Origin of the sequence: Parabacteroides goldsteinii DSM 19448 = WAL 12034 (assembly GCF_000969835.1) — a bacterium.
Classification (GTDB): Bacteria; Bacteroidota; Bacteroidia; order Bacteroidales; family Tannerellaceae; genus Parabacteroides; species Parabacteroides goldsteinii.
The window spans coordinates 3,139,785-3,152,112 of the sequence record NZ_KQ033912.1; the positions used below are offsets into that span (position 1 = coordinate 3,139,785).

The 12,328-nt window shown below is 49.4% G+C and carries 11 protein-coding genes; 4 read left to right on the top strand and 7 right to left on the bottom strand.

What is annotated here, in order from left to right; translation table 11 throughout:
* Position 1 precedes the first annotated feature (1 nt).
* On the top strand, positions 2-388 hold the full coding sequence (locus HMPREF1535_RS11515) for a DUF2023 family protein (protein WP_009859837.1): 387 nt from the start codon (positions 2-4) through the stop codon (positions 386-388).
* A 145-nt stretch (positions 389-533) separates the two neighbouring features.
* Positions 534-701, top strand: coding sequence for a hypothetical protein (locus HMPREF1535_RS25805; RefSeq protein WP_154670873.1), 168 nt, complete (start codon positions 534-536; stop codon positions 699-701).
* Here the strand turns inward: HMPREF1535_RS25805 and HMPREF1535_RS11520 are convergent.
* From HMPREF1535_RS11520 to HMPREF1535_RS11530, 3 genes are all read right to left on the bottom strand, one after another.
* Positions 698-3,010, bottom strand: coding sequence for a TonB-dependent receptor (locus HMPREF1535_RS11520; protein ID WP_046146194.1), 2,313 nt, complete (start codon positions 3,008-3,010; stop codon positions 698-700). The two genes, HMPREF1535_RS25805 and HMPREF1535_RS11520, sit on opposite strands and share 4 nt — an antisense overlap.
* An 82-nt stretch (positions 3,011-3,092) precedes the next feature.
* Positions 3,093-3,443: a hypothetical protein gene (locus tag HMPREF1535_RS11525; protein ID WP_009859835.1), complete on the bottom strand. Its 351-nt coding sequence runs from the start codon at positions 3,441-3,443 to the stop codon at positions 3,093-3,095.
* Positions 3,444-3,562: 119 nt separating this feature from the next.
* Positions 3,563-4,291 carry a nitroreductase family protein gene (locus HMPREF1535_RS11530; protein ID WP_046146195.1) on the bottom strand — a complete coding sequence of 243 codons (729 nt, stop codon included), beginning with the start codon at positions 4,289-4,291 and terminating at the stop codon, positions 3,563-3,565.
* A 253-nt stretch (positions 4,292-4,544) separates the two neighbouring features.
* On the opposite strand from HMPREF1535_RS11530, the gene HMPREF1535_RS11535 reads away from it, so the two are divergent.
* Both HMPREF1535_RS11535 and HMPREF1535_RS11540 read left to right on the top strand, forming a co-directional pair.
* Positions 4,545-5,699, top strand: a complete 1,155-nt coding sequence (locus HMPREF1535_RS11535) for a DUF362 domain-containing protein (RefSeq protein ID WP_046146196.1) — start codon at positions 4,545-4,547, stop codon at positions 5,697-5,699.
* Positions 5,696-6,460 (top strand): DUF6599 family protein, encoded by a 765-nt coding sequence (locus HMPREF1535_RS11540; RefSeq protein ID WP_046146197.1) that lies wholly within the window; start codon positions 5,696-5,698, stop codon positions 6,458-6,460. The genes HMPREF1535_RS11535 and HMPREF1535_RS11540 overlap by 4 nt, the downstream gene beginning before the upstream one ends.
* A gap of 63 nt (positions 6,461-6,523) precedes the next feature.
* Here the strand turns inward: HMPREF1535_RS11540 and HMPREF1535_RS11545 are convergent, their stop codons facing one another.
* From HMPREF1535_RS11545 to HMPREF1535_RS11560, 4 genes are read right to left on the bottom strand one after another with little or no spacing between them, the layout of a single operon-like run.
* Complete coding sequence (locus tag HMPREF1535_RS11545; RefSeq protein WP_046146198.1) at positions 6,524-7,714, bottom strand: PepSY-associated TM helix domain-containing protein; 1,191 nt, start codon at positions 7,712-7,714, stop codon at positions 6,524-6,526.
* Positions 7,711-8,541, bottom strand: a complete 831-nt coding sequence (locus HMPREF1535_RS11550) for an alpha/beta hydrolase (protein WP_046146199.1) — start codon at positions 8,539-8,541, stop codon at positions 7,711-7,713. The genes HMPREF1535_RS11545 and HMPREF1535_RS11550 overlap by 4 nt, the downstream gene beginning before the upstream one ends.
* Before the next feature lie 16 nt (positions 8,542-8,557).
* The gene (locus tag HMPREF1535_RS11555) at positions 8,558-9,970 is read right to left on the bottom strand and encodes a DUF4374 domain-containing protein (RefSeq protein WP_046146200.1); all 1,413 of its coding nucleotides are present in this window, start codon (positions 9,968-9,970) and stop codon (positions 8,558-8,560) included.
* A 46-nt stretch (positions 9,971-10,016) separates the two neighbouring features.
* A complete protein-coding gene (locus HMPREF1535_RS11560; RefSeq protein WP_087880820.1) occupies positions 10,017-12,314 on the bottom strand; it encodes a TonB-dependent receptor in 2,298 nt (765 codons plus the stop codon).
* Positions 12,315-12,328: the final 14 nt, after the last annotated feature.

Here is a 12,328-nt window from a genome sequence, read left to right on the forward strand (position 1 = left end):
GATGGTAACGGTCAAAGAGAATAAGATTCCCGGAGAGGTAAAAGTTTTTTTGAATCATATCTACGAATATAAAAAGGGGATACGAAGCATGGTTTTATGCACGATCAATAAATCTTATGAAAAGATTGCCACCGATCGTCTGGAAAGCCAGCAGATTTGCTATGTGAAGCAGGATGCCGGTGAGCGGAGTGTGAATATTTATTTCGGCAGACCTGAATGTATTGATGCAATCCGTTTGCTGGTTACCCGTCCTTTGAACTTGCTTACTCCTGAGGAAGATTTTATTCTCGGCGCCTTATTAGGATATGATATCTGCATGCAGTGCGAACGTTTCTGCACAAAGAAGAAACAGGCATTGTCATCCGACCTGGCTGGTATGGTAGGATAGTTTTCCCTAAAATTGTTTATTTACCCCTGTTACCCCGCTTGGGATAGCCGACACCGATACTTATAGAACAAAGACTTTCTGGATTTAACAGGTAGTATCGGCCATCCCAGGAGAACGCAAAGCGTTCTATGAAAGGCATCAGCTGATGAGCGTTAAACGAAGCATCCGTAGAGAGCGTCCGGAGGCTGTGCTGTTTGAGCGCAGCGAGTTCACAGACGACAGCGAACGGAGGATGCGGAGTAGCGAAGCAGGTGTAGCCTTGATCTTTTGGCTACTTTTCCATCAAGGGAAAAGTAGGATCAATTCTTTCTAATAAGAAATCTTAACCCCCGCAAAATAACTTCTCGGTGCGGCCGGTCCGTAGATGTAGGCGGAGTCGCGTTTGCGTCCCTGGTCGAAGTCGGACTGGTAGGCTTCGAAGATATTCTGTACACCGGCGTTTACTTCCAGGTTGATGTCTTTGTAGATGTGGAAGTCGTATGCCAGCTTGATGTTCATGTCGAAGAAGTCCGGTGTTTTGACCGCCTTGTCTATCGGGATATAGCCGGCCAGGTGCTGTACCAGCATGCTTCCGGTATAAGTACCCGACAAAGCTGCCGTGAAATGTTTCAGCGGAGTCAGCGTCGAGGTGAAGTAACCGTAGGTATTGGGAGTGCGGAACATCTTCCGTTCTGTCGGGACATTCTCGTTATCGCTCCATTTCTCCGGTTCGTTGTAACGGCTGCGCTGCAAGGTGATGCCTGCCTGTAAGGACAGCCAGGAGGAGAGAACGCTTTTTCCTTCGAGCGTCAGTCCCATCACTTTGGCTCCCGAACCGTTACGGCGTTCTTTGATGATATTACCCTGCTCGTCTTTACCGATGTCCTCCAACACAAAGACATCGCTCAGGCTGGTGTAGAATCCTTCAATCAGGAAATTTGTCTGGATTCCGTTCTTGAAACGGTGATAGAAGTCGACTGATGTGCTGAGACTCTGCGATTTCTCTTCTTTCAGGTCTTTTGCTCGTTGTATCATCGCAATTTCACCACCTACGGCAGAGATGTGCATATCCTCGTCGAAAGCCTGCGGCGCACGGAAGCCGCTGGAGTAACTGGCACGGATATTGATATCCTCCGTCGGATTGAAACGTACATTGGCACGCGGACTGAATATCACATTATCTATCATATTATGTTTATCCATACGTGCTCCGACCAGGAAACTCCACATTTTGTTTTTCCATTCGTTTTGCAGAAAAAGGCTTTCGATATGGACTTTCTGGTTCGTATAGCGGTTATAGCCTATCATTTCATCTTTCAGATGGTCGTAATTGTATTCCAGTCCGGCTGTCAGGTCCAACGGCATAAACAGGAACTTGTCGAAGCTATAGGCATACTGTGTTCCCGCCATAAAAGTGAGGTCGGTAGTCTTGCCGTAGGCATTCGGGTCTTGTGCTGTACCATAATAACTGTCGCGGTCGGTGTTCTGGGCTGAAGTGAAGACGCTGAGCCTATGTTTGTAATCGGAAGAGAAAAGGTCGAACTTCAGGCCCCCGCCGTCGATGGAATGCTCCAGTTGTTCAGCAATATCCGCTTCATGGGGCGGACGGTCCAGCAGGTTACCGCCACGGCGGTATTCGTTCATGTGATGATATTCGAATGTCAGCTTGCTGTAAGTGCTTGTTTTCAGGTAGGAACGGAATCCGACCGTCTGGTTTTTAAGTTTCGGCAGTTCGGTATAACCGTCGCCGTCATGGTCGTAGCCGGAACGATGGCGGTTCTGACCGAAGATGTACATGCCGGCTTTACTGTTGTCCGTCACCAGCGAAGCGTTCAAAGTCGTGTTGTTATCAAAAGCCGAACTTCCTCCGATAGAAGAAATCGTATGCGTCAGTTCTCCGGAATTGCGCAATGGCTCTTTAGTAATGATATTGATGGTCCCCGCAATGGCAGAAGAGCCGAATAAGGCCGAACCGCCGCCGCGCATCACTTCGACACGGTCAATCATATTCGCCGGAATCTGTTCCAGTCCGTATACCCCCGAAAGGGCGCTGAAGATTGGGCGCGAGTCGATTAAGATTTGTGTGTAAGGCCCGTCCAGCCCATTGATACGAACCTGTTGGAAACCACAATTCTGGCAGTTTGTCTCAACACGTACGCCTGGTTGGAAATTCAGTCCCTGCGCCAGATTTACCGCATTGGTCGTTTTAAATAGCTTCGAGTCGATGACATTGACCAGGGTGGGAGCCAGGCGCCGCGAAGTCTCGCTCCGGTTTGCCGAGACGACAACGCCGTCCAGGGCAATCCGGTCTTCTTCCAGCTCGACGTTTATTTCCTGTGTTTTCCCTTTTACCAGGGTTACTTCGCGGGTTACGGTTTTGTATCCGAGATATTTGAATTCAAGTGTAAACTTGCCCTCGGGCAGGTTTTTCAGGAAATAATGACCGGAATTGTCCGTCGTGGTCCCTATGGTCGTCCCTTTCAGCATAACGGTGATGAAAGGCAGGTGTTCGCCTGTCTCTTTGTCCAGTACATGTCCGAATACATTGGCATCCGAAGCATTCATTTTCTCGTCGTCTCCTGTTGCCCGTGCAACCGTAACGGCACAGCAAAGGCATAGTATAAGTGTTATAATCTTATTCATTTTAATTTGTTCTGATAAATAGGTAATACAAGGGATGTACCTGTTTGAACACAGGTATCCTAACAAAAAAAGTCCGTATGTATCAGATTACAGGAGGGGCACGAAGAGATAACTTTCCCCGTACAGGGAGTAGGTAATCCGGGTAGACCGGATTGTTTCTGAGTATAAATAATGTAGTAAGAAAAGCGGCAAGCAGAATCGAAACAAACGCAGCTCCGCTGATTTGAATCGTAGAAAGCTGGTGAAGTAACTGGAACTCCGCGTAACCATGTTCATGGTCCGGTTGGCCGTCGTCCGTTTTATGGTAAGGGTGCGAATGGACTATCGTTACCCCGTTCACGATATGGACGTGGGTAAACGCAATCAGGCATCCCAGATACGCAATAAACAGTGCGGGGAGCGCTATACGCAGATATTTCCTGAACTTCTCCATCACCTTGTTGCAAATATAAGGTATTATACGGTATAAAATGGCAAGTCTGGTATTAAATCTGTATTAAATACCTACTACTAGGTATGAAAACAGGAGCCTCTCCCCGTTTGAAAGATAGATTAAATCCTATGATAAACTTCGTTGAACGGCACTCTGCATCGTTCTCCCCAGATGCCTCTGTTACCTTTTCGGATGCCACATGGAATGACCATATTTATCCCGGCACCGTGCGGTAATTTCAATAGTTTTTTGATTTGTGTACTGTCGAAACCCTCTAAAGGGCAAGTGTCGTATCCTTCATTTGCCATGGCAATCATAAATGTCTGGGCAGCCAGTGCACAGGATTTATGAACGACGACGCGCATGTCGCTTTCGGAAACTTCACGTACCATAGGGCGGAAGAGGCCGATGCTTTTAGCCAGTACAACCCTTAATAATCCCAGCAAACCGAAGAACCTGGCATAAAGGAACGGCATTACTTTCCCATAATATAATTCTCTGTCTTTGATACGCTTCTCCTGGCGTTCCTCAGGACTGTTTCGCAGGATATTCCCTTTCTCGAATTCGAGAACGAATTTTGCCCGTTTCTTATATAAGTCCTGACGGGTAACGAAAATAACTATTTCCGGAGCGGTGGAGGCTGCTGTCTGCCCTAGACAAGCCTTCGAAATCTTTGCTAATAATTCGGGTTCTGTAATTTGATAGAATTCCCATAATTGCATATTCGAACTGTTGGGAGCCAGCGTTGCCAGTTCCAGACATTGTTTGACCTTTTCCGGGTCTATCGGTTTTTCTTTATCATATACCCGCACGGAACGGCGGAACTGCAAGACTTCTGCTAAATTCATTTTTTGATTCTGTTTAATTAAATAACTTCTTTCTTATCTGATAGATGGTCGCTTAAAAGCAACTCTATAATTATAACAAAATTGTGAGTTAATTGTATTATTGAGTTATAAAGAATTCGGTAAAAGTAAATACTTTCTTGTTTGCTACCAATACCTGTGGAAAGCGATTTGTTGTACTAATAACTGTCAAAAGGGGAGATGCACCGGAGAAAATCAATACCTTAGCAGGCTGAAGACTTAATAATGTAATGCCATGAAAAGAAGAAACTTTTTTCGTTCGTTAGCCCTTGGAGGGGCGAGTGTCGCTTTTTCTCCCATCGTGAAGGCTGCTCCTTCAGCACAGGCGGTCAAAGAGAAGCCGGCAACCAATATAAAGGATGCCCTTGCCATTCCCCGGAATGAGAACTCCATGCCGGGCAAATATCCCGGGAAAGTGGTGAAAGCGACTCACCCCGGTTGTATTGTCGACGGGCAACCGTCGGAGGAAGCCGCTTATGAAATGCTCCGGAACTGCCTGTTGAACCTGACGGGGAAAGAAAATCTGAAAGAGGCTTGGCTGCAATTTGTCGGTCCCGATGATGTAATCGGACTGAAAGTGAATCCGATTGCCGGGAAGCTGCTGTCTACTTCGCACGCCCTGACACAATCTATTATTAACCAGTTGGAAGAGGCCGGCATCTCCCGGAAAAACATCGTTATCTGGGACAGGCGGGAGGCAGACCTGAAAGAGTCCGGCTTTACCCCGGAGAATTACCCCGATATCCGCATCATCGGTACGGAATACACTGATGAGAATGGCAGCTATATCAATGCCGAAGGAAAGTTTTACGGGGAAGAACGGATTGACAAGGAGCACTATTACTTTGTTGATTTGGAGGGCGAGTATGATGCCTATACCATGCCGTTCATGATTAATGGCGGAAAATATTCTTACTTCACAAAGATATGTACGGAGATGGTGACGAAAATCATCAATGTCCCAGTGCTGAAGAATGCGGGAACGACGATTACTTCCTGTATGAAGAACCTGGCTTTTGGCTCTATTACCAATACGGCGCGGCTTCACGGCCCGATGTGGCACGACACCTGCGCTTCGGCTTGTGCCTTTCCTCCTTTGCGTGATAAGGTGGTATTGAATATTACCGACGGTATGATTGGCTGTTTCGATGGCGGGCCGGCTGCCAATCCGCAGTTTATCTGTCATTACAATACGATTCTGGCGGGAAGCGACCCGGTGGCAGTCGACCGCATCGGTTATGATATGGTGATTGCCAAACGTATCGAAGAAGGCGTGCAGGAGGAAGAGAAAGCCGGGGCACGTGCCTTTATGGATATGGCACAGGAGTTCAAGCTGGGAGTGGCCGATAAGGAAAAGATAGAACTGGTCGAAATAGATTTGCAGGCATGAAACACGTTATACAATGGTTGGTACTTTTGACGTTTATCCCTGTTTTCCTGGTGGCACAGGAGGTTAAGGTGAAAAGGGAGCGCGAATTTACCGGTTCCGGCCTTTATGGTTTTATGAACGGGGGAGCGGAACAGTTCCTCGAATACGGCGTCAGTAAGCTGGTAGCCCGCGATGTCGTTTACGAAGGGCAGGAATATACGGTTGAGATTTATGATATGCCAACGCCGGAGGACGCGTTCGGTATTTATTCGCTCCATGTGTTCAGATGCCAGCGGGCGGATACTTTAGGGTGTATCGATTGTCTGTCGCCTTACCAGTTGCAGGCTGTGGCTGGGAATAAATATGTGTCGGTCGTTTTTCCTTCCGGTTCGGCAGCGGCAAAAAGTAAGGCGGACGCGGTAATTCGTTATTATCTGCCGATGGATGGCAAGGATAATCCGGCCTTCCCGGAACAACTGGAAGGATTGTCTCCTTATTCGGGCAAAGTTAAATTTTTCCGGGGGCCTATCGGCATATCCGGGGTCAGCACTTCGCTGATGCATTATCTGGAAGGTGTTGCTTATACAGGTGTCTGGTTTGTGGCCGACAAACCTTCGAAGAGCTATCGTGCCCTGGTTTGTGTCAAGGAAAAGGGCGAGATAGATAAGTTAAAAGAAAAAGTCCCTGCCTCCGATATTATCCGGAGTGGGAACGATTTCATTTATCTAACCGGTAAGGAACAGGAGAAGCAGCATGAAGAAAATGGGGATTTCGGGTTCTGAATAAGTTTTCATCATGCCTCCCTTGTTCAGCGTTACGGATGGCTTTCAGACGACGGTGTGCAGTTATCTCTTCCTTTTCCGCATCTTCTTCTTAATCCAGAAATAATAACCCGTTATGGCGAAGACTGCACCGAGGAAGGAGACCAGGCAACTCAGTATCTTCGTCGTCATGCCACCCCAGGTGCCGGCATGCACGGAATATATCCAGCCTCTTATCTTTCCTGATTTAGGCAGGTCTTTGTATAACTGGATATCGGTGATTTGGCCCGTTGCCGCATCGAATGTGTAACGGTCGCTACCCCGGGTGTTGCCGTATCGGGCGGTGGAGACGGAAGCTGAACCGTCCTGGATGGTGATGGAGTTGTATGCCGGATAGCGGTGCTGCAAATCCGATAGAACGCCGGCCCATACCGTATAATCCGTTCTTTTCTGTTGCCTTTCTTTTCTTTCAGAAGAACCGGAACGTTCCGGATGACCGCCTCTCTCCCCGCGACTTCTTTCACCCGGCTTTTTATCTTCGGGCTGTTCCTGTTTGGCCGAAGGGGCCGGAGCATGTGCCTGCGGCTGGGTTGTCTCTACGCCGAAAGCCGTATAGAACGCATCCCGGTACCAACCGAACGACCAGGTCAGCCCGGTGAGTGTCAGGACGAGCAGAAGCAGGGTGGAGTAAAAGCCTCCCGCCACATGCAGGTCGTAGAAGAAACGGTACCAGCCGGCGTTCGCCTTTATTTTCAGGCGGTTTTTCAAGGCCTTCCTGTTACGGGGATACCAGATGACAAGGCCGCTTATCAGAATGATGGCCAGTACGAGTGTGGAGTATCCCACAAGCGCTTTCCCCAGTGAAAAGCTGCCGTCGCGTTTATAGGAGTCGAGCAGCCAGCGGTGGAGGCGCATCATCTGCATGAAGAAACCCTGTCCGTCATTGATGCCGGTGACTTCTGCGGTGTAGGGGTCGATGAAGGCGGCGGCCTTTTTGCCCGGCAGCACCAGTTGGTAGGTACGTTTCGGGTCGGGAGTGACGCGGATGCCGTTTATCTTAATGGAGTCGGGGAGTTGCCGCCGGGCTGATTCTATCAATGCGGCCGGCAGGAGCGGTTCGCCCTTCACCTCTTTTACGAAGTAGTGGGAAGGGTGGCAGAGTTCCTGTATCTCCGTTTCAAATACCAGTATTGCCCCTGTCAGGCAGACAATGGCGATGATGATACCGAAGGGTATGGATAACCATAGATGTATTTTAGCAAAGAGTTTTCTCATTTTCCGAATAATTGTTTTATCCCGTCGTATATACCTGGAATGGCGACTGTTCCGTGGTTCTCTTCGGGGAATGATTTATGAAAGAAACGCAGGTTTTTCGCCTGCGGCAATACCTCTGTGAGGAGGTGGTTTACTTTGTTGAGGTGGATGTCCACCCGGTCGGTCCGTTTCTTCGAAGCGACGCCGATGTACAGGCTTTTACCCGTGAAGTTTTTCCCTTCAACCCATGCGGCTGCTTCCTGCGATAGCTTGCCCTGGTCCCACCACAGGCTCGGGTCGACGGCCAGATAGGTGTCGAACAGCTCCGTATGGCGGAGGAAGGTGTTCAGGGTGAACAGTCCCGCGTAGGAATGGCCTATCAGCATATTCTTTCCGTTCGTCCGGCAGGTGCTGTCGATAACGCCGCGGAGCTCTTCGGTCAGGAAGCGGCTGAATGTTTCGCTTCCGCCGCCCTGGGGAGTCGCATCCGGGGCAATCCGGCCGTCCCGTCCCGCTGCCGAGGCTGTCGGCGTCAGGTCGCGTGTCCGGTTGACGTTGAGCACGCCGATGATGATGCTTTCCGGGAGGTATTTGCCTCTGACGGTTGTAAATGTCCGGCTGATTCCTACCAGCGAATGAAAGAAAGCGTCTCCGTCGAGCAGATAGATGACCGGATATCTTTTCGTTGTATCCTGCTCATAGCCGGAGGGAAGGTGTATCCAGTAGTTCCGTTCCTCGTTTAATACGGCAGAGTGGAGAGACTGTTTCTTGCCTATACAAATATCCTCCTGGCTCCGCATGGTTAGCGGGAGCAGGAGGAGTATAAGAAAGATATACATGCGAATCATCTTTCGTTGTTATTGTTTACTGTGCAGCCGTCAGTTTACCGACACCGCTCACCTGTGTAGCTTCGATTGTCAGACCTTTGGTTGCCGTGGCAGTTGCCGGGTCGATTTTGTAGATAGCCGGGTTGCCGCCGCCTTCGTTGAAGGTAACGGTTACGTAGGCGTTGCCTTTTTCAACATACGGTTCGTTGCTGAAGCCGGAAATCTGGTCGGTTGAAGGAAGACCTGTTACGTATGTCAGCTTCTTGTCTCCGGCCTTGAAGATAGCCAACTGGTTGGCTACATAGCCTGTTTCTGTGAGAGGTCTGTCGTACATCAGCAACATGAAATAGTCGTCTGCGATATGCCAGCTACGGAGGAAAGAGTTACCGTTGGTCAGGGCTTCCAGGTTGCAGTAGTAATCGTCGAACTCAGTGCTTCCGCTGGGGATACGAACGACACCGGCGGGCAGCGTTGTCTTTTGGCGGGCATCGGTCATCGTCTTTGCGAAGCTCGGCGAGAATACATATACGTCACCGTTGTCGGCTGCCCAGATCATTTGGTAATACTGGGATTTGTTACGGCCTGCGGCATAACTGATTTTGTCTGTTTTGATAAGTTTCTTGCTGGTCATGGTTGCATCGTCGAAGATGGCTACCCAGCATTCGTTCGGGAATTGTGTCCACTGCAATTCGTCTTTCTTGTAAGCACTGCTGTTGGAACCGCCCGATTCTTTCTTCACCAGGTCTTCATTGCCCGGCAATACCCATTTGCCGTTCTGGTCTTTTGTACCGTACTGGCTCAGACCCATCGGAACGGCGGCTGTGTAAATCTTGTTGTTATGTTCCAGCATACCGGACAGGGTTACGTATTCACCGTTGCCCAGGAAGTTTTCAGACAAATAGGCTTTGTTCTGCGTATCGTTGGTGGTGAATGTTTCGGCTGCCGGGTCCAGGTAAGAAAGCAGGAATACTTTCGGAGTGTAACCGTTTTCGTCGTTCCATTCCGTAGGACCGTCACCGGTAGAAGAGGTCATGATATATTTGTCGTAGATACCATAGGTGGTAAAACGCTTTACATTGAATTCGGCAGAACGTTTCTTCAGTTCGCCGCTGGCATCCATGATATACGAGCGGGTTCCGCCGGCTTCTCCCTGGTGGTATGTCAGGGCGTAGAGATATTGTTCCTTGAAGAATACCCAGTAGGTTGCACCGTCGTTCACAATACCGTTGTTGATGGTCGTAACGGTACCTTCGTCCAACGATTCGGCATTGACCAGCACATTGGTTGTATTTCCGGAAGCCGTTACAGAGGCTGCGATTACGTATTCTGCGTTGTTGTCATCATCACCGCCATCACCACCGCCGGTAGATGGGTCGTCGTCACACGCAGTCAGTGTCAGTCCGGCCATTGCAGTAGCGAAAAGGCCTGTTAAAAAGAAATTCTTCTTCATCTTGTCTTGTTTTAATATTGTTTATTACTATTTATTTTTAGAAAGATTAATTACCCAGATAGACACGGACCTTTCCGTAGAATGCCCGTCCTGCCTTTTGCAGGCTGAAGTTGTCGTACAGCTTTTCGTCCGTGAAGTTGCGGCACTCGAACGAGATGTTGTAACGTCCGTTCTGAAGGCTGTAAGAGAGAGTCAGGTTGTGTGAGAACTGGTTCGGCACCACATATTCGCCTTTATTCGAACCGATGATGGAAGAATAATAGGTAAAGCTGTGCAGGTACTGATTGTCGTAAGTCACTATCAGCGTGTTGCCTTTCCTCCAGAGGTTACGCCAGTAGAAGGTCACGTCGGAGTCGGCGAAACGGTACGGCAGGTTCGGCATACGCTGTTTGTAGGCGATGTTGTTTGCACCGTTGCTGATGGCCGTCTTTTGGTTGTCGCGGACATTCATCTGCGTATAGTTTCCACCCAGGCTCAGCCAGTTAGCAAAGCTGTAACGGGCGGAGATGTTATAGCCTTTGGTCAGCACCTTGCCGTAGTTGATGTAGCTCGCCGCCTGTTTGCCGCCGCTCAGGTCGGTGATGTTACGCTGGATATAGTCTTTGGTGTTGCGGTAAATCAAACCGCCTTCCACATATACGTTATGTTTGTTGAATGCTTTGTTGTAGCTGACATTGAGGTTCAGGTTGTCGCTGTTTTCCGGTTTGATGCCCATGTCGCCCATCTCAAGGTCTTCGTTACCGAACATTTCCTCGATGGTAGGCAGGCGGTAGGCTTTTTCGTACGACAGCTTGGCCTGCAGGCCCGGCAGTACAAAGTAGGTACCGGCAGCCCCGTATCCCATGGAGTTGACGCTGCGGGAGGTACGGACATATTCTGAACTTGTGTTATCTGTTGCCATCGGGCCGGCTACATACTGGTTGTAATGCTTTCCGAAAACGGAGAGGTTCCAATGTTCTGACGGCATCAGGCGATAGGAGAGGCCGGCAATGTTTTTGCGTGTCTCCTTGTCGATGGCGTCCGTCAGTTCCTCGTTTGTCAGCAGGGAGGTGTTGGAGCGGCGGAAGGCGGTCAGTACGTTGTTGAACGTAAACATATGTGCCTTGCCGATGCGGTAGTTGAGGGTGACCGTACCGTTCCAGTTGTTGTTGTCCGACCGGGTGTGCTGGTAGGACTGTTCGCCGCGTGAGTTCATCAGGTGTTTGTCGCCTGCCCAGTTGTATTCGTAGGCGGAGGTGTCCACGTTGGTCGTCAGGTTCTTGTTGTAGTTGGCGGTGAATACCAGGTCGAGGCCATCGGTGAACAGGTTGCGTTTGTTGTATTCCAGCGAGGGCATTAGGGAATGGCCTTTGCGATGTTTTTCGCCGTAGACCGTGTTCTGGCGTACACCCGTCTGTATATCCTGGTACATATTGGAATAAGTGAAACCGAACAACAGGCGGTCGGCCCATTTCCTGTTGACAAACCCCAGCTTTCCGATGATGGCTTCGTTATGGTAAGTGTCGTTGAAGCGTTTCACACGTTCTTTCTTATCCGTGTCGAGACGTCCCGTTTCGAAATCCTTTACCGGGGCATCTACATAGTAGTCGTTGTCCGAATAGTTCTGGAAAGCATTGATTTCGTAAGTGAAACCGTTATCCAGTGTCTGTCCGAAGTTGACGTATGATTTGTGCGTATTGAACGAGCCGAAAGAATAGGAGGCGTCGAGAAACCAGTTGCGGCGTTTCTTGTTCGTCACGATGTTGACAACGCCACCGATGGCATCCGTTCCGAAACCGACGGGGACTACTCCTTTATATACTTCGATGCGTTCAGCGAAATTGACCGGTATGTTGTTCAGGGCGAATGAACTGCCTACACCTTCCTGCGGCACGCCGTCGATAAAGACCTTCACGTGCTTTCCGCTGAAACCGTCGAGCATCAGCTGCATGTCCGAGCCTACACCACCCGATTCGCGGAGTTTCATGCCCGGTGCTTTGGCGAGCGCATCGCTCAGGCTTTTGGTGGAGTTTTGCAGTTCCTTGGTATCTACGGCTATGGCGTTGAAGGCCGAACGTTTCAGGCGGCTGATGCCGTTGGAAACGACTACGACTTCATCCAGTTCTTCCACTTGCGGAGTGATGGTGATATTTTGTTTTACGCGCTGGCCGTCGATAAGCCTGACTTGCTTTTCAACTGTTTTATAGCCGATGGCGGATACAACCAGTGTATAATTTCCTGCGGGAGCTTTGAGATGGTAGATACCTTCTTCATTCGTCGTTCCTCCGTAATTGGTACCTTTCAGATAGACTGTTGCAAAATCAACAATCTCTTTCTCCGTTGATAATATCTTCCCTGAAATCATGGCCTCCCCCTGTG

What these genes read in the sequence shown, in the direction of transcription:
- HMPREF1535_RS11525 (WP_009859835.1), bottom strand. Translation starts at nt 3,443, where the DNA reads ATGGAGAAGTTCAGGAAATATCTGCGTATAGCGCTCCCCGCACTGTTT.
- HMPREF1535_RS11550 (WP_046146199.1), bottom strand. Translation starts at nt 8,541, where the DNA reads ATGATTCGCATGTATATCTTTCTTATACTCCTCCTGCTCCCGCTAACC.
- HMPREF1535_RS11530 (WP_046146195.1), bottom strand. Translation starts at nt 4,291, where the DNA reads ATGAATTTAGCAGAAGTCTTGCAGTTCCGCCGTTCCGTGCGGGTATAT.
- HMPREF1535_RS11535 (WP_046146196.1), top strand. Translation starts at nt 4,545, where the DNA reads ATGAAAAGAAGAAACTTTTTTCGTTCGTTAGCCCTTGGAGGGGCGAGT.
- HMPREF1535_RS11555 (WP_046146200.1), bottom strand. Translation starts at nt 9,970, where the DNA reads ATGAAGAAGAATTTCTTTTTAACAGGCCTTTTCGCTACTGCAATGGCC.
- HMPREF1535_RS11560 (WP_087880820.1), bottom strand. Translation starts at nt 12,314, where the DNA reads ATGATTTCAGGGAAGATATTATCAACGGAGAAAGAGATTGTTGATTTT.
- HMPREF1535_RS11545 (WP_046146198.1), bottom strand. Translation starts at nt 7,714, where the DNA reads ATGAGAAAACTCTTTGCTAAAATACATCTATGGTTATCCATACCCTTC.
- HMPREF1535_RS11520 (WP_046146194.1), bottom strand. Translation starts at nt 3,010, where the DNA reads ATGAATAAGATTATAACACTTATACTATGCCTTTGCTGTGCCGTTACG.
- HMPREF1535_RS25805 (WP_154670873.1), top strand. Translation starts at nt 534, where the DNA reads ATGAGCGTTAAACGAAGCATCCGTAGAGAGCGTCCGGAGGCTGTGCTG.
- HMPREF1535_RS11515 (WP_009859837.1), top strand. Translation starts at nt 2, where the DNA reads ATGGTAACGGTCAAAGAGAATAAGATTCCCGGAGAGGTAAAAGTTTTT.
- HMPREF1535_RS11540 (WP_046146197.1), top strand. Translation starts at nt 5,696, where the DNA reads ATGAAACACGTTATACAATGGTTGGTACTTTTGACGTTTATCCCTGTT.